The sequence below is a fragment of the Azospirillum sp. FG154 genome, assembly GCF_057809575.1.
Genome location: NZ_JBMDKF010000002.1, coordinates 127596 through 149554, shown reverse-complemented (window position 1 = coordinate 149554; position 21959 = coordinate 127596). Strand labels below are relative to the sequence as shown.

16 protein-coding genes are annotated in these 21959 nt (G+C 66.6%); 2 read left to right on the top strand and 14 right to left on the bottom strand.

Translation table 11 applies throughout. The features are described 5' to 3' along the window. Positions 1–6: 6 nt before the first annotated feature. The 5 genes from ACODS4_RS02920 to ACODS4_RS02900 all read right to left on the bottom strand — a co-directional run bounded on the left by ACODS4_RS02920 (position 7) and on the right by ACODS4_RS02900 (position 6790). Positions 7–651 carry a response regulator gene (locus ACODS4_RS02920; protein ID WP_488860546.1) on the bottom strand — a complete coding sequence of 215 codons (645 nt, stop codon included), beginning with the start codon at positions 649–651 and terminating at the stop codon, positions 7–9. 383 nt (positions 652–1034) lie between these two features. After that, on the bottom strand, positions 1035–2825 hold the full coding sequence (locus tag ACODS4_RS02915) for an acyl-CoA dehydrogenase C-terminal domain-containing protein (protein ID WP_488860544.1): 1791 nt from the start codon (positions 2823–2825) through the stop codon (positions 1035–1037). Between the two features lie 14 nt (positions 2826–2839). Next, complete coding sequence (locus ACODS4_RS02910) at positions 2840–5170, bottom strand: 3-hydroxyacyl-CoA dehydrogenase/enoyl-CoA hydratase family protein (protein WP_488860542.1); 2331 nt, start codon at positions 5168–5170, stop codon at positions 2840–2842. A gap of 31 nt (positions 5171–5201) precedes the next feature. Continuing rightward, positions 5202–6338, bottom strand: coding sequence for a thiolase family protein (locus ACODS4_RS02905; protein WP_488860540.1), 1137 nt, complete (start codon positions 6336–6338; stop codon positions 5202–5204). Continuing rightward, entirely contained in the window at positions 6335–6790 is a 456-nt protein-coding gene (locus ACODS4_RS02900; protein ID WP_488860537.1) for a MerR family transcriptional regulator, read from the bottom strand. The genes ACODS4_RS02905 and ACODS4_RS02900 overlap by 4 nt, the downstream gene beginning before the upstream one ends. A gap of 298 nt (positions 6791–7088) precedes the next feature. Here ACODS4_RS02900 and ACODS4_RS02895 point away from each other — a divergent pair, with 298 nt between their 5' ends. Then, positions 7089–7274, top strand: a complete 186-nt coding sequence (locus ACODS4_RS02895; RefSeq protein WP_488860536.1) for a hypothetical protein — start codon at positions 7089–7091, stop codon at positions 7272–7274. Between the two features lie 38 nt (positions 7275–7312). Here the strand turns inward: ACODS4_RS02895 and ACODS4_RS02890 are convergent, their stop codons facing one another. Next, positions 7313–12118 carry an alpha-2-macroglobulin family protein gene (locus ACODS4_RS02890; protein WP_488860534.1) on the bottom strand — a complete coding sequence of 1602 codons (4806 nt, stop codon included), beginning with the start codon at positions 12116–12118 and terminating at the stop codon, positions 7313–7315. A 247-nt stretch (positions 12119–12365) separates the two neighbouring features. On the opposite strand from ACODS4_RS02890, the gene ACODS4_RS02885 reads away from it, so the two are divergent. Next, positions 12366–13883, top strand: a complete 1518-nt coding sequence (locus ACODS4_RS02885) for an FAD-binding oxidoreductase (protein WP_488860532.1) — start codon at positions 12366–12368, stop codon at positions 13881–13883. 31 nt (positions 13884–13914) lie between these two features. Here ACODS4_RS02885 and ACODS4_RS02880 read toward each other — a convergent pair whose 3' ends face one another. The 8 genes from ACODS4_RS02880 to ACODS4_RS02845 all read right to left on the bottom strand — a co-directional run bounded on the left by ACODS4_RS02880 (position 13915) and on the right by ACODS4_RS02845 (position 21937). Continuing rightward, on the bottom strand, positions 13915–14859 hold the full coding sequence (locus ACODS4_RS02880; RefSeq protein ID WP_488860530.1) for an oligopeptide/dipeptide ABC transporter ATP-binding protein: 945 nt from the start codon (positions 14857–14859) through the stop codon (positions 13915–13917). 10 nt (positions 14860–14869) lie between these two features. After that, positions 14870–15862, bottom strand: a complete 993-nt coding sequence (locus tag ACODS4_RS02875) for an ABC transporter ATP-binding protein (RefSeq protein WP_488860528.1) — start codon at positions 15860–15862, stop codon at positions 14870–14872. Further along, a complete protein-coding gene (locus tag ACODS4_RS02870; RefSeq protein ID WP_488860526.1) occupies positions 15859–16695 on the bottom strand; it encodes an ABC transporter permease in 837 nt (278 codons plus the stop codon). Before ACODS4_RS02870 ends, ACODS4_RS02875 begins: the two co-directional genes overlap by 4 nt. Continuing rightward, positions 16695–17651 (bottom strand): ABC transporter permease, encoded by a 957-nt coding sequence (locus ACODS4_RS02865; RefSeq protein ID WP_488860524.1) that lies wholly within the window; start codon positions 17649–17651, stop codon positions 16695–16697. Before ACODS4_RS02865 ends, ACODS4_RS02870 begins: the two co-directional genes overlap by 1 nt. Beyond that, positions 17648–19201 (bottom strand): ABC transporter substrate-binding protein, encoded by a 1554-nt coding sequence (locus ACODS4_RS02860; protein WP_488860522.1) that lies wholly within the window; start codon positions 19199–19201, stop codon positions 17648–17650. The genes ACODS4_RS02865 and ACODS4_RS02860 overlap by 4 nt, the downstream gene beginning before the upstream one ends. Positions 19202–19418: 217 nt before the next feature. Beyond that, positions 19419–20168: an aspartate/glutamate racemase family protein gene (locus ACODS4_RS02855; RefSeq protein WP_488860520.1), complete on the bottom strand. Its 750-nt coding sequence runs from the start codon at positions 20166–20168 to the stop codon at positions 19419–19421. Then, entirely contained in the window at positions 20168–21001 is an 834-nt protein-coding gene (locus tag ACODS4_RS02850; protein ID WP_488860518.1) for an ABC transporter permease, read from the bottom strand. Before ACODS4_RS02850 ends, ACODS4_RS02855 begins: the two co-directional genes overlap by 1 nt. 3 nt (positions 21002–21004) lie before the next feature. After that, positions 21005–21937, bottom strand: coding sequence for an ABC transporter permease (locus tag ACODS4_RS02845; RefSeq protein ID WP_488860516.1), 933 nt, complete (start codon positions 21935–21937; stop codon positions 21005–21007). Between the last annotated feature and the right edge of the window lie 22 nt (positions 21938–21959).

The window sequence follows — 21959 nt, the reverse complement described above, 5'->3', positions numbered from 1 at the left end:
CAACGGTTAGGTGTTGTTCTGCGACTGCGGAAAAGCCATCGCCGCCTGGGTGCGGTTGCGGACGCCCAGCGATTTGAAGATCGCCGTCATGTGAATCTTGACCGTCCCTTCGGACAGACCAAGCTCATGGGCGATCTGTTTGTTGGACTTGCCCTCGCGCAGCCGGTCCAGCACTTCGCGCTGGCGGTGGGTCAACAACTGCTCAAGCTGAGGATCGGCGGGCAGGACCGCTCCGCGTGGCTCAGCGTCGCCCGAATCCCGCAAAACGGTCGCCGGAACATAGACGCCGCCGGAAAAGATCAGATCCAGCGCGCTCAGCATGATCTTGACGCTGGAGGATTTGGGAATGTAGCCCGCCGCGCCATTTTCCAGCGCGTCGCGCACGTCGGCGTGCGCCTCCGACGCGGACACCACGACGATCTTGGCGTTGGGCTGCTTGGCCTGCAACGCGCCGATGCCGCTGAAGCCCGGCCAGCCCGGCATGCGCAGATCGGTTAGAACGAGGTCATAGGGTTCCCCGGCCCCCGCCATGGCCAGAAGCTCGTCAAAGTTGTTGGCCTCCCCGAAGGTCGCCCCATCCTTGAGCTGCTCCAGCAAGCGGCGCAGTCCTTCCCGGAAAAGCACGTGATCGTCACCGATCAGGATCTTCATCGATCAAACTCCCGCACCCGCCAGACGCACTGCAAAACCAGGCCCGCGACCGAAGAAGACGATGGTCTCGTTTGGGCCGCATATCCATAAAATCCAAAGGATATAGCAGGCCCCAGCCAAACGTAATGCAAAATAAGATGTAGCACGCGTGAGCAATTTTCGACAACCAGAAATTAACTTTTATCACCCAGGCCGCTCGCCGCGCCGCAACAACGTGCCAAGCGTTGATCCAACGCTCACCTGACATTCCAATTGTTGCAATGCAGGAATGATCCGTCATCCTCTTCTTGTGAAAAGATAGAAAAAGGGCTGAGGCGACGCTGTCCAGCATCGCGCCCAGCCCATTCAGCGCCCAACGTCGCGGAGGAAGACGACGCGGGTTGTTAGAAAGCGGCTTCGTCCATCTCCATCAGGGTCTTCGCCCCGGCGGTGATGGTGATGAACAGGCTGTTGATTTGCGGCAACAACTTAGCCATGTAGAAACGCGCGGTTTTGATCTTGGTCTCATAGAAAGCCGCGTTGCCCTCGCCAGCGGCCAGCTTGGCTTGCGCCGCCTTGACCATGCGCAGCCACATCCAGCCGAGCGCGACCAGACCGAACAGACGCAGATAGTCGGTGGCCGCCGCGCCCGCCTCCTCGGGATCCTTCATGCCCTTCTGGGCGATCAGGGCCGTGGCCTGCTGGAGCTTGGCGAAGGCCTTGGCCAGCGGCAGGACGAATTCGGCCAGATCCTCGTTTTCCATGTCGGCTTCGATGTCGCGGCCAACCGGGTGGAAGAAATGGCGCAGCAGACGGCCCATGTCCTGCGGCAGCTTGCGCCCGACCAGATCCAACGCCTGGATGCCGTTGGTGCCTTCGTAGATCTGGCAGATGCGGGCGTCGCGGACATACTGCTCGACGCCGGTTTCCCAGATGAAGCCGTGACCGCCATGCACCTGCACGGCGATGTTGCTAGCCTCGAAACCGATGTCGGTGAACAGCGCCTTGGCGATCGGCGTCATCAACTGCACGAACTCGTCGGCGTCGCGGCGGGCGCGGGCGTCGGGGTGCTTTTCGGCGACGTCCAGGTGATAGGCCACCAGGGCGCCCAGCGCGCGACCGCCTTCGGTGTAGGCCCGCGCGGTCAGCAGATTCCGGCGCACGTCCGGGTGGACGATGATCGGATCGGCGGGCTTGTCCGGCGCCTTCACCCCCGACAGGGAGCGGCCCTGAAGCCGTTCCCGCGCATAGTTCACGGCGTTCTGATAGCTGACCTCGGCCAGACCCAGCCCCTGGATGCCCACGGCCAGACGGGCCGCGTTCATCATGACGAACATGGCGCGCATGCCCTTGTGCGCCTCGCCGACCAGCCAGCCGGTCGCGTCCTCGAAATTCATGACGCAGGTCGAGGACGCCTTGATGCCCATCTTGTGCTCGATGGAGCCGCAGGCCACGCCGTTGCGCGGACCCGGCGTCCCATCCTCGTTGGGCAGGAACTTCGGCACCAGGAACAGGCTGATGCCGCGCGTTCCGGCGGGCGCGTCGGGCAGACGGGCCAGCACCAGATGCAGGATGTTGTCCGTCAGATCATGCTCGCCCGCCGAGATGAAAATCTTGGTGCCGGTGATCTTGTAAGAGCCGTCCTCCGCCGGAACCGCCTTGGTGCGGATGATGCCCAAATCGGTGCCGCTGTGCGGTTCGGTCAGGCACATGGTGCCCGACCACGTCCCATCGACCAAACGCGGCAGGAAGCGCGCCTTCAATTCGTCCGAGCCGTAGGTCGCCAGCGCGTTGTAGGCGCCCAGCGACAGGCCGGGATACATGCCGAAGCTCAAGTTGGCGGAGCAAATGAACTCCTCCATCATGATGTTGACCAGCTTCGGCAGCCCCTGCCCGCCATAGGCCGGGTCGCAGGCCAAACCCTGCCAACCCGCCTCGATGTAGGTGGCGTAGGCCTCTTTGAAGCCCTGCGGGGTGCGGACGACGCCATTTTCAAAATGGCAGCCCTCGCCGTCGCCCGACTGGTTGAGGGGGAACAGAACCTCCTCGCACAGCTTGGCGCCCTCTTCCAACACCTGCCCGACCAGTTCCGGGGTGGCGTCCTCATAGCCCGGCAGGGCCGACAGCTTGTCCAAACCGACGATTTCGTCGAGGACGAAACGCACGTCCTCAAGCGGAGCCTTGTAGATCGGCATCGTTCAATCCCCCCTTAATTCCGCAGCGGCTTGCCGGTGAGCAGCATGTGCTCGATCCGGTCGATGGTTCCGGTGGTGCGCACCAGCTCCATGAACGCCTTGTGCTCCAGACCCAGAACATGATCCTCGCCAACCGGCTTGGTCGCGTCGGCGTCGCCGCCGCTCAGGATCTCGGCCAACGCGGCGCAGACCACCTTGTCGTGCGGCGTGACCTTGCCTTGAAGGGCGAAGCCTTCCACGGCCAAATCCAGCGCGGCGCGCGCGGTCGGGCCGGGCAGCGTGAAGCTGTCCTTTTCCGGGGGCGTGTAGTTGGCCGCCAGTTCCAACGCCTTGGCCTTGGCGTCGGCCAGCAGGCGGTCGCGGTTCATGGTGATTCCGTCGGTCGCCCGGAAATACAGCAGCTCCTTGGCTTCCGCCGCCGATTTGGCGACCGTCGCGGTGCTGATGATCTCGAACGCCTTGGCGACGGCGGGCATCGGGCCGCGCGGGGCCTTGGGGTTCTTGGCGTGACGGGCCAACATCTCGGTGCAGCCGCCCCAGGCGGGGATCAGGCCGACGCCGACCTCGACCAGACCGACATAGGTTTCGGCGTGCGCCTGAACATGGTCGGAATGCAGCAGGATTTCGCAGCCGCCGCCCAAAGCCATGCCGCTGGGAGCCGCCACCACCGGGAAGGGGGCGTAACGCAGGGCGCGGTAAGTGCGCTGACCGCCCTCCACCATCTCCTCGATCTGCGGCCACAGGCCGATGTTCAGCGCGAAGAGGGCGAGGCCCAGATTGGCGCCGACCGAGAAATTATCCGCCTCGTTGTGGATGACCAGGGCCTTCCAGGCGCCGGTCCCCTTGCCGATCAGGCTGATGGCCTTGCCGTAGGCGGCCATGATGTCGCCGTCCACCGCGTTCATCTTGCTGGTGAACTCGACGCACAGCACGCCGTCGCCAATATCCCACAGGCTGGCCGAGGCGTTTTTCCACACCGGCTTGCCCGCCGCCCGCTTGACGTCGGACAGCAACAGCACGCCGTCCGGACGCACAACGGTGTCATAGACGCCCGCCGTGGTCAGATGCTGGAGCTTGCCGTCTTCCACCCGGTAGAAGGGACGGCCCGCCGCCGCCTCGACCAGGGCCGGAACCGGAATGCCTTCCGATTTGCAAAGCTCGGCGAACCACGCGGTGCCGAGACGGTCGATCAGCTCGAACGGCCCCTGCTTCCAGGCGTAGCCAAGCCGCATGCCCTCGTCCACCGCGACGATGCTGTCGGCGATTTCCGGCACCAGACTGGCGGCGTAGGCCAAGGTTTGCGCCAACACGCGGCGGGCGAATTTGCCGCCCTTGTCCGGGTGCTCGCACAGCTTGCGCAGGTCGCGGCCCGCCGCCGTCACGCTCTCCAGCCGGGATTTTTCCGACGGGGCGAATTCGCCGGTGCGCAGGTTGATCGATTCCTTGACCTTGCCGCCACCGGCCTTGTTGATCCGGTAGAAGCCGCCCTTGCCCTTGCGACCGATGTAGCCGTCGGCGATCATCTTGGTGATGACCGCGTGTTCGCGCACCGTGTCGCGGTAGGCGTCGCCAGCGGGCAGCGTCGCCAGCAGGCTCTTGGCGATGTGCGGCATCAGATCGAGGCCGACCAGATCCATCAGGCCGAAGACGCCGGTCTTGGGGACGCCCATCGGACGACCGCCGACCGCGTCGGCCTCTTCCACCGTCAGCCCCAGATCGACGGCGGCGTTGACCGCCGCCTGGATCCAGAAGACGCCGATGCGGTTGGCGATGAAGCCCGGCGTGTCCTTGCAATGGACCACGCCCTTGCCCAGTCGGCGGTCGCAAACGTCGGCGATGGCCGCCATCGCGTCAGGCCGGGTGGTCGGGCCGCCGACGATCTCCAGCAACCGCATGTAGCGCGGCGGGTTGAAGAAGTGCGTGACGAGGAAATCGGCCTTGAACTGCTCGCTTTGCCCCTCGGTCAGAACGTTCAACGGGATGGTCGAGGTGTTGGACGACACCACCGACCCGGCCTTGCGCACCGGGTCGATGCGCTTGTAGAGGTCGGCCTTGATCGCCGGGTTTTCGATGATCGCCTCGACGATCCAATCGACGTCGGCCAGCAAATTGAGGTCGTCCTCAAGATTGCCGGTGGTGACGAGCTTGGCGTTGTTGCGATGCATGAAGGGCGCGGGGTCCGTCTTCAGCATTTTGGCCACGGCGCCCTTGGCGATGGCGCTGCGGTCGCCGTCCTTCGCCGGAATGTCCAGCAGGACGACCGGGATGCCCGCGTTGGCGAAATGGGCGGCGATGCCCGCCCCCATCACACCGGCGCCGATCACGGCGGCGCGTTCGATCTTCATGGATTCTTCCTCCCTGATGCCCGTGCCGCCGTCAGACCGCTTCCAGGATGGTGGCGATGCCCTGACCGCCGCCGATGCACTGGGTGGCCAGCGCGAATTGCTTGCCTTCACGCTTCAGCAGCGAGGCCGCCTTGCCGGTGATGCGGGCGCCGGTGGCGCCGAGGGGGTGGCCGAGCGCCAGCGCGCCGCCGTCCAGATTGACCTTCGCCAGATCGATGTCGAGGTCGCGCATGCAGGCGATGGCCTGCGACGAGAAGGCCTCGTTGATTTCGATGACGTCGATGTCCTTGATCGACAGACCGGCGCGGGCCAGCGCCTTTTGCGTCGAGGGGACGGGACCAAGGCCCATCAGCTCCGGCGCGCAACCGGCCACCGCGATCGAGCGGATTTTGGCCAGGATCGGCAGGCCGTTCGCCTTGGCGTATTCTTCCGTCGTCACCAGAACGGCGGACGCGCCGTCGGTCAGCGGCGAGGAGGTGCCGGCCGTGACCGAACCGTCGGCGGTGAAGGCGGGCTTCAGACCGCTCAAGCCCTCGACCGTGGTGCCGGGACGGATGCAGCCGTCGCGGTCCACCAGACCGGCGGGGGACTGGATGCCGACGATTTCAGCGCTGAGACGGCCAGCGGCCTGCGCCTCGGCGGCCTTGGCGTGCGAGGCGGCGGCGAGCGCCTCTTGGTCGGCGCGCGCGATGCCGTATTTCTTGGCGACGTTCTCGGCGGTGACGCCCATCGAGCAATAGGCCTCCGGGTAGAGGTCCTTCAGCGCGGCGTTCGGCATCGGGTTGAAGCCCATGATCGGCACGCGGGTCATCGATTCGACGCCGCCGCAGACGAACAGCTCGCCAGCGCCCATCTGGATGGCGCCCGCCGCCTGATGAATCGCCTGCATCGACGAGCCGCAATAGCGGTTCACCGTGGTGGCGGCGGCGGTCAGCGGCAGCTTGGCCAGGAAGGAGATGGTGCGGGCGACGTTCATGCCCTGCTCGCCTTCGGGGAAGGAGCAGCCGACGATGACGTCTTCAACATCCTGCGGGTTCGCGCCGGTGCGCTCGACCAGCGCCGCGATGACGCGGGCCAGAAGGTCGTCGGGACGGACCTTGGTCAGTTCGCCCTTGTGGGCGAAGGCGAAGGGCGAACGGGCGTAGCCTGCGATGACGACCGACTTCATGAGAGCTTCTCCTCCATGGGCTGCGTCTCCGTGGCGCCGTTTCGGCGCAAATGCTCGGAGATCTGAGTGTCGAAGTGGCGCAACTCCCGCAACGTCTGCTGGACGTCCTGGAGCTGCCGTTCGAGGGCTTGGATTCGGCGGCGGGCGAGCGATTGCGCGTAACGCATCTGCTCGGTCTGGGCGTCGTCCGTGTCGTAGAGATTCAAGAAATCTTTGATCTCGGCGAGGCTGAAGCCAAGCCGTTTGCCACGGCAGATCAGAACCAGCCGGGCGCGGTCGCGATGATTGTAGACGCGGGTCTGCCCGTCGCGCTTGGGCGACAGCAGCCCCTCATCCTCGTAATGACGGATGGTGCGGTGGGTCAGGCCAAACTCTTCGGCCAGTTCGCCGATGGATCGGTTGCGGTCCTCCGCCTCCCGTCCCGTCGCCCCGGCTCCGATCTCCGCCTGCACCGCGCTCTCCCCGTTCCGCCGCCAACGCCCTTGGTTGACGTTTACGTAAAGGTAAGGGCGCTCGCCCGCGCTGTCAACAATCTTGTTGAGGACACGGACCACTCCCTTGCCAAACAGGTATGGGCGGCGACACGGGTGCGGCGCGCCCGCGCAGTGACAGCACGCCACATGCGGTCACAACCACCCACTGTGGCAGGCTTCGCCGTTCAGGGGCTGAAATCCGATTGAAAACCCAAATTCTTAGGGAAACGGGCAGCCCATGAACGGCAGAGTCGCGACAGGGGAACGGAGACAACCCATGTCATCCCGCGTGATCGTATCGTTGGGCGTCTGGATTCTCGCCACCGTGCTCATCAGCACCATGATGGTGGGCGCGGCGTTGCTGTTTTACGTCGCCATGACCGCGTTTTTCGCGGTGTTCATCGGTGTTCTGGCGTTCGTGACCCGCCGACCCAAAGGTCGGCGGGACCACGGCTATCTGTAAAACACCCGGAGTCGGGTGAACGGAACAGGGTGGCGCCCCTATTCCGCCAAAACGCGCAGACGGCTGCCCGCCAAGCGCGCGGAGACATGCGGACGCTGCAAATCCTCAACCGTGGCGCCGGGCGCCGCAAACTCGCCAACGGTCACGGCCCGGACCAGATAGGCCAAACGGAATCGGGGATTTTGCTTGCTCAGATCAACCGCCGCGACGAAGCGGTCGTCACGGAACTCCAGATGACGGGTGGTCGAGACATCGCCCAGCCAAGACAGGGCGCTGGTCGGGCCACCGGTCCCCAACCGGACATTCTCGATCTCAAAGCCAGCGGGCAGCGGGTCGGACACCAGAACCGCGTGCTCCAACGGATCGGTCGCCTCCCCTTCCAGCACCACGACCAACAGGTCGTTGTGGCGCGCGCCAGCCAGATCGACCGGGCGGCCCGCCATGTCATACACCCGCCGCGACAGCGTCATCCCCTGCTCTTCCGCCGGGGCGGGTTGATCGGGAACGCCGATGACCGTCACGGTCTGCCGCGCCTCCGCCCCCAGGTTTTTGACGACCGGCGGAGAGGGACCATCGAGTCTCAGAAAGAGCGGCTTGGCGTTCTCCACCGTCTGGTCGCCGACCATCAACTTCATTGGAGCGGCGCGATCCATCAGCGCCTTGGCCGCTTGCAGCAACCACGCCTGCTCCTGCGGGTTGGTGGCGCGCACGGCGGCGAAGGTCTTGGCGACACGCTCGCCCGCCTGGAACAGCCGCTCACGCTCGACCACGCCGCTTTCCGCCATCAGCGCGACCACCCCGGCCTCGTCGCGCAGGGATGACCCATGATCGCGCAACGACGCCGACACCATCCGGGCGCCGGACAGCTTGGCGAAGGCCTCCGTCGCCCGAGGGGCGTCGCCCAACAGGGCGGTGGCGGCGGCGATCTGGGCGCGTCCGAAATCGGTCTGCAAACGATCCCAGTAAGTTTCCTGGAAATAGCGCACCGCGCCCGCGTCCGTCATCTTGGCCCGCGCCAGCACATACAGGGCATAGGCGCGGCCCGGAAGGTCGGCGGTTTCAACCCAAGCGTTGTCAATCGCCTGCTTCAGCCAGTCCAACCCCTTCCGATAAGGTTGCTCGGGAACGCGATAACCCGCCGCCTTGGCCCGGCCCAGCACGTCCACCGCGTAGGCGGTCAACCAAGGATCGACGTCCCCCTTGGGCGACCAGGCGGAAAACGCGCCGTCCGGGCGTTGGAAGGTCAACAGCCGGTCCACGCCGCGCTGAAGCCGCGCTTTGAGGCGATCTTCCGACGCCACGCCCAATCCGGCGGCGACGTCGCTCATCGACAACAGCGGCAAGATGCGGCTGGCGGTTTGCTCCGCCCCGCCAACGCCCGCGCGGTCCAACGCAAACAGCAGGCCCGCAACGTCAATGTCCGGCAAAGGCGCGACCTCCGCCGCCACCGCCACCGTTTCCGGGCGCAGGCCAAACCCGACGTCGCTCGGCGCCGTCAGCGTCTTGTCGGTCGGCAGCGCGGCGACGCTTCGCCGCGCCGTCACCCCAGACGCCGGACGCACCGTGACGTCCCAGCGACGGGTGACGCGCAGCCCGTTCGGGCCGGTGACGTCCAACGTCACCGCGCCGGAACCGACGCCCGACGCGGTCAACACCCGGCCAGCGGTCGCCCGCTTGCCGCGCCCCAGATTGGCGATGGTCAACGGACCAGCGTCAGGGGTGACAAAGGACACCGATCCTTCCGTCTTCAACGTCGCCAGATACTCGCCCGACGGGCCGTTCAAATTGTCAAGCGTCAGCAGAGCCTGGGCCATGTCGCCCGGCGTCAGAAAACGCGGCAGCGCCAGATCCGCCACCACCGGATCGCGGACCAACACATGCGTGTCGGCATGGCCAAGCCTGCCGCCGCTCCACGCCACCGCCATCAACCGCAAACGCCCCTGGAAGTCGGGCAGGTCGAAGGGAACCGACAGCTTGCCGTCCGCCCCAACCGGCAACACGCCGGAGAAGAGCGAAACCACCCGTTCTGACTTCGGCGGCACCAGACCGGAGACTTGGCGCACGCGCGGCGGCGTCGCCCCGCGTGGACGCGTCGCGTCCAACCCGGCCGGGTCGATCAACCGACCGTAGGAATCGCGCAACTCGACGCCAAGCCGCCGTTTGCCAAGATAATGATCGACCGGGTCGGGCGTCGCCTGCCCGGTCAGTTGCAACACCGACTCGTCAACCGCCGCCAAGGTCACAAAGGCCGGTTGGCCTTCCGGCGCGCCATCGACCGTCACCTCGGCGGTCAAGGAACGCCGAGGTTCGCTTTCCAGCGGCGCGCTGACACGAACGCCCAAGGACCGGGCCGCCGGATCGACGGCCAGCCAGGACAGGCCGACCGCGCGGCGCGGCGGCCCCTTGGTCTGCGGATCGGGAATGGAAAAGGCGGTGGCCAGCACATAGGCGCCGTTGGTCCAGTTTGCGCCGACCGGAATTTCCAGGAACGCCCCCTCCGGCCCGATGGCCCGGCTGACCGCGTGCGTCACCGCGCGATCCGCGACCGCGACCAGCACCTGACTGCGGTAGGGCGGCTTGACATAGACCCAAGCCGTGTCGCCGCCCTTGTAGGAAGGCTGCATGACGGTGACGTCAACCTCATCCGGGCGCTCGCCAGCGGTCGGGGTCATCCACCAACCAGCGGCGAAGCGCACGCTGGTGGACACCCCGCTTTTCGCGTCGAACACCTCCAGCCGATAACGTCCCGCCGTCACCGGCGCCTCAACCGCGCCAGGGGCGGCGGCGGTGACGGTCAACGCCCCGCCGGTCACGCGCTGGTCACGCACCGTGACCTTGTAATCCCAATGCCCGTTCGCCTCGAACCACGCGTAATCGTAGTCCTCCTCGAACAGCTCGTAAGAGAGATCGGCGCTCTCCAGCGGCTTGCCGTCCGGGCCAACGGCGACCACGTCGAAACCGGCGGTCGCGCCTTCCGGCACGCCCTCGCCCTCGAACCGTGGCTTGACGCCGATGGCGAAGGGCTGATGCCGCACCGGCAACACCAGATCCCGGCCAACCGGCCGCCCGCCAATGTCGATCAGAGTGGCCCGCACCACCGCTTCCAAGGGGCGCGTGCTTTCCGGGGCCTGAGGCAGACGAACCGCCAGCTTGGCCGTCCCGGCGTTGTCGGTGGTGAAGCCCGGCAGGTCGATCCGCTTCGGCTTCACCTCTTCCTGGGCCAAACCAAAGCGGTAGCCCGGCAGGTCGGGATACGGGTTTGCGGCGGCCCGCAGGGTGACGGCGAGTTCGCCCGGCAAACCAGCGGCGGGCGAGCCGTAGAGGAAATGCCCGTCCACCGTCACGGTCGCCGCGCCGTCGACGGCGATCTCCTTGGTCGAGGCCGACAGGGCGACGTCGATACGGGGAGGCACGAAATCCTCCACCAGAAACTCAGCCCGACCCAAAACCGGGCCAAGGGCCGCGCCATCCGTGTCGACATGCGCCGTCAGGCTCCAACCGCCCGGATAGGCGTTCATCGGCAGATCGACGCGGGTGGAATAGGCTCCCGCCCCGGCGTCCGTCAGCGTTCGACGCTCCACCTCAAACCCATCGGGGCGCAAAATCCGCAAGACCAGCGGCTTGCCGCCGGGCAATGGATTGAGATCGGCGTCGCGCAACAGCCCGGTGAGTTGAACCGACTCGCCGGGCCGATAGATGCCGCGCTCGGTGTAAAGAAAAGCGTCCACCCCGGTCGACGTTGGGGCCGGGGGCGAGGCCACGACCGGAGTCTGACGCGCCGCCGTCGGCGCCGGTTGCCCAGCCTGCTCCGCCGCCGCGCCGCCGCCGGTCAGGTCGAGCACGCCGAAATCACCAGCACCACGCACCGCGAACACGGCCTGAATCGGTTCGGTCGAGGCCGCCCGCAAGGCGGCGAGGTCAAAGCGGCCCAATCCGTCGTCGCCGGTCAGCGCCTTGCCCAGTTCGGCGCCGTTGCGGGCGACCAGACGCAGTTCGACCCCGGCGGCGGGCGCCGCCGTCTGCGCCGAACGGGCGAAGACGACCAACGAATCCTCGCCCAGAATCGTGTTCAACCCAAGGTCGGAGACGACGAACCATTGGGTCGCCTTTTGCTCCCAACCACCGGGCTTGATCTCGTCCGCGCCCGCGACGGCCACATAGACGCCCGGCTCCAGCTTGCCCAACACCCCTTCGATGGGAAAGGCGGTGGTGACGGCCTTGTTGGGGACGTTGCCGATGCTCATGTCGCCGCGCCAAACCTCTTGTCCAGCGCGGTCGATGATCTCGCCGATGTCGAAATCGGTCATTTGCTGGGCGATGCGCCCAAAATAGATTTTCTCAACCAGACTGCGGTCGGCGATGCGCAGAACCTGGAGCTTCGCCCGGTCCAAATTGATCGAGCGCAAGGGCAGACCATCGCCGCCGACTCGTGGCAGAATGTAGCCCGCGCCTCGAAAGGCCAGGGACGGCTTGCGGTTGGGAACCTCCACCTCGCGGCTGTCGGGGGCGGGCAAACGCTTGCCGTCCACGCCGGGCAGTCCTTCGCGCAGGGTGATCTTGTATTTCTGGCCGTGTTGCAGCCCCTCGACGCACAAGCTGCGGTCGCGCGCCACGGCGACGCCCTCCACAGCGGGCTGAACATCCACAAAATCGCGGAAATTCACCACACGGGATCGTTCCAGACGGTCCGTGAAGGCGAAACAGGCTTGGGGAACGTCGCGTTCCGCCGCCACCTCCACCCCGGCGACGCCGAAGGGAACCGGCTCCGCCGGAGGATCGGCGGCAAGAACGGGAAGGGACGACGCGAGAAGGACGGCGGAGACACGCGCGAGCGCACGCAGCATACGAGACAGGCCCCAATTCCCAGATGAGTCCGCCCGCGCGGCAAAGGCGGAAAGCCCTGGCGGCGGCGCAGACCTTTGCGAAAACCGGCGGGAGTATGCCCAACCGCTTGAAGTTTCGCCATGGCTTTGCTGCGCCCGCGTCAGGATCTTCGGCGACGCGCGCCAACCGGCGGGCGTTTCCGCCGATACACTTAAAAATAATTATTATCAGGGATAATAACATCTCCAACCAACAGCGGAACCCGCCATGCCGCCCATCATGCCGTCATCACGCCGCACATTTCTCGTTGGTCTTGGTCGCTTCGCGGCAGCGGCGGAGGCGGCGCGCTTCTTGCCCTCGGTCGCGCTGGCCGACGAGTCGCTCAAAGCCCTCTGCCCGCCGCCCTCGGCCTGGACCGATTTGGCGCGAAAGGTCAGCGGCGGCGTGCTGCGCCCTGACGATCCGTTCTTCGGCGACGTCTGCCGCCCCAACAATCTGCGCTACGTCGCCACCCTTCCGGCGGGCGTCGCGCGCTGCGTGACGGCGCAGGACGTCCAGGCCTGCCTCACCTGGGTCAAGCAACAGGGCATGCCCTTCGCCGTGCGGTCGGGCGGACACAATTACGCGGGTTATTCCACCACCCCCGGCCTGTTGATCGACATGTCGAAGATGGCGGGGGCGGCGTTGGTTCCGGGGTCCGACGGGCTGGTCCGAGTTCTGGGCGGCACGATCAACTCGCTGGTTTACAAGCAGCTTGAACGGTTGGGGCGGACCATCACCCACGGGCGGTGCGATTCCGTCGGCGCGGCGGGCTTCCTGTTGGGCGGCGGCATCGGCTTCAACATGCGCAAATGGGGCGTGGGGTCCGACCTGCTGCGCGCCACCGATCTGGTGATGGCGGACGGCAGTCTGGTCAACGCCGCCGCCGATCAGGATTCCAGCCTGTTCTGGGCCTGCCGGGGCGGCGGCGGCGGCAATTTCGGCGTCAACACCGCCTTCACCCTGCAAACCCAGCCGGTCAGCACGGTGACGGTGTTCAACCTCACCTGGACCAAGGATTTGCCGCGCGTGCTGCGCCTGCTGTTGACCGAGCTGGCCAGCGCGCCGGACGATTTCGGCAGCAAGATCAGCGTCACCATCCCCAGCCTGTCGGAGCGTTGCGACAAGGTGGGGACGACCCTGTCGATCCTGGGCCAGCTCCACCCGTCGAAAACGACGCTGAAGGAGATTTTCAAATCGACCTGGGAACTGGCCGACACCCGAACGGTGAAGGAGGACGTCGCCTATTGGGCGGGCCAGGATTTCCTGACCGAAACCACCTACCCCTATTTCTATCAGGAAAAATCCAGCTACATGAAGGCGGCGGACATCAGCGAGGAGGCCATCGCCGCCATGTTCGATTGGGCGGCGAAGATGCCCGGAACGTCGATGCCCTCGGCCTTCAAATTCTTCCAGGTTGGCGGCGCGATCAACCGGATGGGACCGACCGAGACCGCCTATGTCCATCGCGGCTTCGATTGGCTGTTCAGCGTGGAAGCCAATTGGTGGCGGCCCACCGACCCGCTGCCGCTGGTCGAGGCCAATCTGGATTGGCAGCAACGCTTCTACGAGGACGTCAACCGGCGGACCAAGGCGGCTGGCGCGTTCCAGAATTTCCCCGACCCGTCGCTGGCCGACTGGCGCAAGGCTTATTACGGCGAAAATCTTGATCGGCTGTCCCAGGTGAAAAAGGCCGCCGATCCCACCATGCTGTTCAATTTCCCGCAGGCGATCCAACCGGCCTGAACGCCCGGCCCTGCGTTTGTGGGAAATCTACTCAAGGGGTGAGAAGCGGCGTGTGACAAGCGACGCGACGTCCGTCGGCCAGAATCTGCTCCACTGGCTCGACGGCGCCGCAAAGGTCGGTGGCCAGCGGACAACGGGGGTGGAAGACGCAGCCGCTTGGCGGGGTGCGCGGGCTGGGAACCTCGCCGCGCAAAGGCGGGACGCGCGACGGGCGGTTCACCGGGTCGAAACGCGGAACGGCGGCCAACAGCGCCCGCGTGTAGGGGTGGGCGGGCGCGCCCAGCACGCGGTCGGCGGCTCCGATCTCCACCACCCGTCCAAGATAGAGCACCAGCACGCGGTCGGCCATCGCCCGGACCACGTCCAGATTGTGCGACACCACCAGACAGGTCAGGCCAAAGCCGCGCTGGAGATCCACCAGCAGATTGACGATGTCGCCCTGCACGGACAGATCCAGCCCGGCGGTCGGCTCGTCGGCCACCAGCAAGCGGGGCCGCAGAACCAGGGCGCGGGCGATGCCCACCCGACGGGCCTGCCCGCCGCTGACCTGATGCGGATGCTTGTCGAGCACGCCGTCCGGCAGGCCGACTCGCCGCAGCAGGTCAAGCACGCCGGGCCACGCCTCGGCCACCGGCAGGCCATGGATGCGCAGCGGCTCGGCCAAGAGATCGCGGATTTTCATGCGTGGCGACAGAGCGGCGGCGGGATCCTGGAAAATCATCTGGGCGGCGCGGCGGAACGCCTTGAGGTCGCGTCCGCGCAAAGCCGTGACGTCGGCCCCGTCGAAGCGCACGCCTCCCGCCGTGGGCGGAATCAGCCCCAACGCGGCGCGAATCAGCGAGGTCTTGCCCGACCCGCTTTCACCGACGACGCCCAGCGTCTCGCCGGGCGCCAGATCGAAGGACGCCGACCGCACCGCCGGAACGGGGCCATAACGCAGCGACAGGCGGTCCACAGACAGCAAGGGTTGGGTCACGGCGGCATCCTCACACCAGCAGGCAGGCGGCGGCGTGGCCGCCATCCCCGTCCACCGGGCGCAACTCCGGCACGGCGGCGCGGCAGGACTCCACCGCTTGGGAACAGCGCGGGGCGAAGACGCACCCCGGCGGCAGCCGCGTCGGATCCGGCGCGTCGCCGGGAATCGTCGCCAGGGTGGCGCGGCGGGCGACGTTCGCGCCGATCTCGCAGGCCAGCAGCGCCCGGGTGTAGGGGTGGCGCGGGCTGCCCAGCACGGCGGCGGCGGGGCCGCGCTCCACCAGGGAACCAGCGTAGAGCACCGCCACATCGTCGCACAGGCGCGACACCAGCCCCAGACTGTGGGAAATCAACAGGATGGTTCCCTGGAAGCCGTGGCGAAGTTCGTCGATCAGGGCGACAATTTGCCCCTCGATGGTCGGATCGAGCGCGGTGGTCGGTTCGTCGGCGATCAGCAGATCGGGTTCGCACAGCAGGGCGGCGGCGATCATGATCCGTTGCCGCATGCCGCCGCTGAACTGGTGCGGGTAGTCGCGGATCCGCCGCGCCGCGTCGGGAATGCCTGCCCGCGCCAGCATCGCCGCCGCCCGCGCCATCCGGTCGCGCCGCGACGCTTTGGGCGCTTTGGCCCGTTGCAGATCGACCAGTTGGGTTCCGACGCGGAACACCGGATTCAGCGCCCCCATCGGATCCTGAAAGATCATGGCGAAGCGGGAGCCGCGCAGCGCGGCGACGGCGGCCTCCGGCTCGGCCAGCAAATTGCGGCCCTCATACAGGACAGCGCCCTCCAGCCGGGACCGATTGGCGGGCAGCAAGCGCGTGATCGCCGAGGCCAGAGTCGATTTGCCCGATCCCGATTCCCCGACCAGCCCAACGATGCGCCCGCGCCCAAGATCAAGCGTGACGTTGCGCAGCGCCTCGGCGTGGCCGACGCTGGTCGCGAAGGACACCGACAGGTCGCGGATGGCGATCAGCGGGTCGGCGTCCTGCGTCGGCAGGGTCATGGCTCCAGCCTCAGCTTGGGGTCGATGGCGTCGCGCAGCGCTTCGCCGAACAGGGTGAAGCCCAATGTCGCCAGCGTCAGCATCCCCGCCGCGACGATCACCGGCCAGGGCGATTGCGACAGGGTCGTGTAACCATCGTGCAGCAGCGTCCCCCAACTGGCGCGCGGCGGCGGCACGCCGACGCCCAGGAAACTCAAGCCCGCCTCAATGGTGATGACCACGGGAATGTCCATGCTGGCCAGCACCACCAGCGGACCGAGGATGTTCGGCGCCAGATGATGCAGGGTAATCCGCCAAGGTTGCGCCCCCAACACGCGCTCGGCCTCCAGAAACGGGCTGTTGCGCAGGCTCAGCGTTTGCGCCCGCGCCACCCGGCCAAAATGTGGGATCAGCGTGATGGCGACGATCAGGATGACCTTGTCCAACCCCGGCCCCAGCAGCGCCACCACCGCCAGAGCGAAAACCAACGTGGGAAAGGCGCTGACAATGTCGAAGACGACCAGAATCGCCCGCTCCCCCCAGGGTGAGGCGTAGGCCGCCGCGATGCCCAGCAGCGTTCCAACCACCAGCGCGATGGCGATGGTGGACAGCGCCACCAGCAGCGCCACCCGTCCGCCATCGGCCATCCGGCTGAACAGGTCGCGCCCGAGATGGTCGGTGCCCAGCCAATGCGCCGCCGACGGCGCGCCGAAGCGGGCCACAATGTTGAGTTTGTTCGGATCATAAGGGGCCAACGGCGGGCCGATGAGGCCGAGCAGCAGCACCGCCACGACCAGCAACAGCCCGAATCGCCCGGCGGGCTGACGCCACACCCGCCCCAACACCGCGCGCATCAGCGCTCCTCCGCCTTGGCGATGCGCGGATCAAGCCAAGCGTAGCTGAGATCGACCAGAAGATTGGTCAGGGTGAACAGGCCGACCACCACCAGCACGCAGGCCTGCACCACCGGGTAATTGCGCGACGCGATGGCGTCAAACACCAGCGTGCCGATTCCGGGCCGGGCGAACACGATTTCGGCGAAAATCGCCCCGCCCAGCAGCCGCCCGACGCCCAGCCCCAGAACCGCCACGGTCGGAATCGCCGCCGGTTTCAGGGCGTATTTGTAGACGATCACCCGTTCCGCCACGCCATAGGCACGCAGGGTGCGGATGTGCGCCTCCCCCAACACGTCGAGCAGGGAGGCGCGCAGCAGCCGGGCGATGTAGCCGATCCACCCCAAAGCCAACGACAAGGCGGGCAGCGCCAGCCGGGCCAACTGATCGCCCAGCGTCCCGCTTCGGCTGACGCCCAACACGGGAAACCAGTCGAGCCAGACCGAAAAGACCATCAGCAGCAGGATCGCTGCCACGAAATTCGGGATGGCGATGAAACCAATGCTGACCACCGCCGCCGCCCGGTCGATGGCTCCGCCCGGATGGGTCGCCGCGTAGCAGCCCAGCGGCACGCCAAACAGAATGGCGAGGCCGATGGCCGACAGGGTCAGGCTGACGGTGTAGGGCAGAACCTCCGCCACCATGGCGACGATGGGGCGACCGGACACGACGTCATTGCCAAGATCGCCGCGCAACAGGTTCCACAGGAACAGGGCGAAACGCTCGGCCACCGGGCGGTCCAGCCCCATCGCTTGGGAAAAGGCCTGGACCGCCTCCGGCGTGGCGCGCGGGCCAAGCAGCGTCTGCGCCGGGTTGCCGGGGATGACCAGGGTCAGGGCGAACACCAGGGCGACCGCCCCGACCAACACCAGCGCGGTGGTGGCGAGGCGGTCGCCGATCCGACGAAGAAGCCTCACGCCGGGCTGAACCGATTGTAAAGCTGGTCGTCGCCGTTGGGCAGGATGCCCGGACTCAACCAATCCTTCAGCGCGTAGACGTTGACCTCGTGGGTCAGCCAGATGAAGGCGGCGGACTCGTCGATCAGCTTTTGCGCCTCGATGTAGAGCCGGGCGCGTTCGGCGGGGTCGGTGACGCCCCCCGCCTTGGCGAACAGCGCGTCATACTCCGGGCTGTTCCAGCGCTGCCAGTTCCAGCTTCCGATTTGCGAGGCGGTGAACCATTGCAGTTGGAAAGACGGATCGGCTTTGCCGCCGAAGCGCTGCAACGACAATTCCAGATTTTTGCCCGCCTCGCCGTTGCCCGCCGACCAGAAGCTGCCGCCCTCCTGCACGTCGAGATCCAGGGTGATCCCAGCCTCGGCCAACTGCGCCTGAACGATGATCCCGGCGTTCTGATAGGCGGGTTTGTTCAGCAGCGTCAGTTTGGCGCGCAGGGCCGGAACCCCAGCCTCGGCCAGCAGTTTTTTCGCGGCGGCGACATCGCGTTTGTGGCGCGGCGCGTCCTTCCAGTTGCCCAGCAGCCCCGGCGCGACCGGGGCGTACGCCCGCCCGACCGCGCCGTTGTAAGCGCCCTCGATCACCTGATCGACGTCGATGGCCAAGCGGATCGCCCGGCGCACGCGGGGATCGTTGAAGGGCGGTTTTTCGACGTTGATCCCGATCCAGACGAAATTGATCGAATCCTGCTTGAGGATCTTGGCGCCGGGGATTTTGGCGATGTCGGCGGCGTTGGCCGGTTCGATGGCGGTGAATTGCAGCTCGTCGGCGCGAAAGGCCAGCTCCGCCGTCTTGGAGTCGCGCACCGGGCGCAGAATGATTTCCTCGAATCCGGGTTTTGGCCCTTGAAACTCCGGGTTGGCCTGTAGGACGACGCGCTCGTTCGGACGCCATTCCGCCAACAGATAGGGGCCCGTGCCGATCACCTTGGTCGGCTGGTCGGCGCGGTACGCCCCCGCCTCATAGGCCTTGCGCGAGATGATGAGGCCGGAAATGTCGGCCAACGCCACCTGCCACAGCGCCGGGGCCGGGGTTTTCAGCCGGATGCGGCCGCTGTGCGTCCCCGTGACCTCAACCTCCTCCAGGGCGGCGAAATCCGCGCTGTACAGCACGGGTTTGCCGTCGGGGCCGGGCTTGATCGCCCGCTCGAAGGAGAATTTCACGTCGTCGGCGGTCAACGCGCCAAAGCCGCCATGGAATTGCAGGCCGGGCTTCAGTTCAAACGCGATGACGGTGTCGGAGACCTGCTCGATCCGCTTGGCGGCGGACAGCTCCCACTCAAAGCTGCCGGGTTTGAAAGCGATCAAGCCCTGAAGCGCCACACGCAAAAGATTGCCTTCCGGGAAGCTCAGGCGGTTGAGCGGGTCGAACGGCGGCTGGACGTCGCGCGGCAGGGCCAACGTGACGCTCTTGCGGCCCGATTGGGCGAGGACCGGCAGGGAAAAGCCGGTTCCGGCGACGCCCAACGCGGCCCCGGCGGCCAAAAGCTGGCGTCTGTTCAACGTGGCCATGGTTGAGGTCCCCTTCGCTCTCGGATCGGTTGGCGGCGGCGTCGGTTGGCGACGGCCCTGCGTTCGATGATCGTCTCGTCGGCAGGATCGGACACAGCAAAACCCGACAGGCGCAGCGTGTCCAGCGCCATCGCCGCAATCACCGCAAACCGTTTCAAGATTCCGAAACCGCAAGATCGGGGGGCGCGAATCCCGGCGTGGTTGAGGTTGTTCCCCTCTAAACAGGCGCGAAACCCGCCAGCATCCCGGCGTAGGCTTTGGGCAAGGGGTGGGCGTAGCCGCCGCGCTTGCTGGTGCGCAGGCCCAGCGCCGCCAGCCCTTCCACCAGCTTCACGGCGGCGGACACGCCGTCCACCACCGGCACGCCGAACTCGTCCCCCAGCGCGCGGGCCAGATCGGCCATTCCGGCGCAACCCAGAACGATGCTCTCCGCCCCGTCTTCGTCCAGCGAACGGGTGATTTCCGCCCGCAAACGGTCCAACGCGCCGGAGGCGGGGTCTTCCAACGCCAGAACCGGCACCTCGGCGGCGCGGATCCGGCAGCGCCCGGCCATGCCGTAGCGCTGGGCCAACCGCTCCAGCGCCGGAACCGAGCGTCGCAGCGTCGTCACCACGCCGAAGGAGCCGCCGAGCAGGCTGGCCGTCTGCATCGCCGCTTCGCAGATGCCGACCACCGGCCCGCTCGCCACGCAGCGGGCGGCGTCCAGCCCGACATCGTCGAAACAGGCGATCACCGTTCCGGCCAGCGGCGTTCCGGCGCGCGCGGCCTCGCGCTCGCGCCGGGCGATCTCCTCCAGCAGGCCGGGAACGGCCAGCGCCTCGTCGTAATAGCCCTCGATGCTGGCCGGACCCATCGTTGGGTTGACGGCAAGGATTCGGGTGGTCGGCGCGGCGGCGGCGCGGGCGGCGGCCCCGATGCGCGCGGTCATCGACGCGGTGGTGTTGGGGTTGACGACCAGGATCTCCATCACGCGGCCCTCAGGCTTTGGCGCAAGCGGCGGCGGCGCAGCCCGACCACCGCCAGCAGGCACAGCCCGATCATGGTGAAGGAGAACAGGGTGGTCAGCGATCCCAGCGCGTAAAGCACCGGCGTCGTGACGTTGGTGGTCATGCCGTAAATCTCCAGCGGCAGCGTGTTGAAGGACCCGGCGGTCATCAGCGTGCGGGCGAACTCGTCGTAGGACAGGGTGAAGCCGGACATCCCCACACCGATCAGGCTGGGCAGCAGGATCGGCAACACGACGTGGCGCACCGTCTGCCACGGGCTGGCCCCCAGATCGCGCGCCGCCTCCTCATAGGCCGGGTTGAAGCGGTTGAAGATGGCGAAGACGATCAGCAGGCCGAAGGGCAGCGTCCAGGTCAGATGCGCGCCCAGGGCCGAACCGTACCAGGTCGGCTCCAGACCCAGGATGTTGAACAGAAGGCCGATGCCCAGGCTGACCAGGATGGACGGCACGATCAGGCTGGCCACCGCCAGATAGAACAGCGCGTCGCTTCCGCGAAAGCGCCGCCGGAAGGCGAAGCCCGCCAGCAACGAAAACAGCACGGTCGCCACCATCGCCACCAGCGCCAAGGCGATGGAGCGGCGGAAGGAGCCGCCGAAATCGCCAACCGCCTGCTGCTCGAACAGATTGCGGAACCAGTGGGTGGAGACTCCGTTCATCGGAAAGGTCAAGCCGCCCTCCGGCCCCTGGAAGGACAGAACCATGATGGTGATGGTCGGGCCGTACAGGAACAGGACGAACAGGCCGAAGAAACCGGCCAGCAGGTAAAAGGACAGGCCCCGTTTGGCGTCGGACATGGCTCACAGCTCCTTTCGGATGTCGACGACGCGCAGCATCGCCGCGACCATCAGCAGGACCACGGCCAGCAGAATGACCGCGTTGGCCGCCGCCGCCGGGTATTGCAGCAGGGAGATTTCGTTGGCGATCATCAGACCGATGGAGGCGCTTTGCCCGCCGCTCATCAGCCGCACGGTGATGAAATCGCCCATCACCAGCGTGACGACGAAGATGGAGCCGATGGCGATGCCCGGCTTGGACAGCGGCAGGATGACGTTCCACACCACTTGCCAACCCGCCGCCCCGGCGTCGCGCGCCGCTTCCACCAACGCCCGGTCGATCCGCATCATCGAATTGAAGATCGGCACCACCATGAACAGCGCGTTCAGATGGACATAGGCCAGCACCACCGAGAAATCGGAAAACAGCAGGAATTCCAACGGCTGGTCGATCACCCCGGCGGCGATGAGCGTTGAGTTCAAAAGACCATTCCGTCCCAGAAACGGTATCCAGGAGATCATGCGGATGATGTTGGAGGTCCAGAACGGAATCGTGCAGACCAGGAACAGCACCATCTGCCAACTGGCGGACCGGATGTGGAAGGCCAGGAAATAGGCCACGGCGAAGCCGATCGCCAACGTGATGGCCCAGGTGAGCGCGGCGAACTTCACCGTGTTCAGATAGGTTTTCCAGGTGACGGGCGAGGTCAGCAGCTCGGCGTAATTGGTCAGCACGAAATCGGGGATCACGCGCACGCTGTCGTAATCCCAAAAGCTCACAACCAGGATGGTCAGGATCGGGATCAGCAGGAACAGGATCAGCGTCACCGCCAGCGGGGCCGCTTGCAGATAGGGCGCGACGCGGCGCCAGCGGCGGGCGTGAACCGCGCCGCCGCCCGGCTGTGTCTGGCCTGATGGGACGTGGCCCGGCGTGGCTTGGGCGGCGGTCACGGTCATGGGGAACACTCCCTGTGGGCCG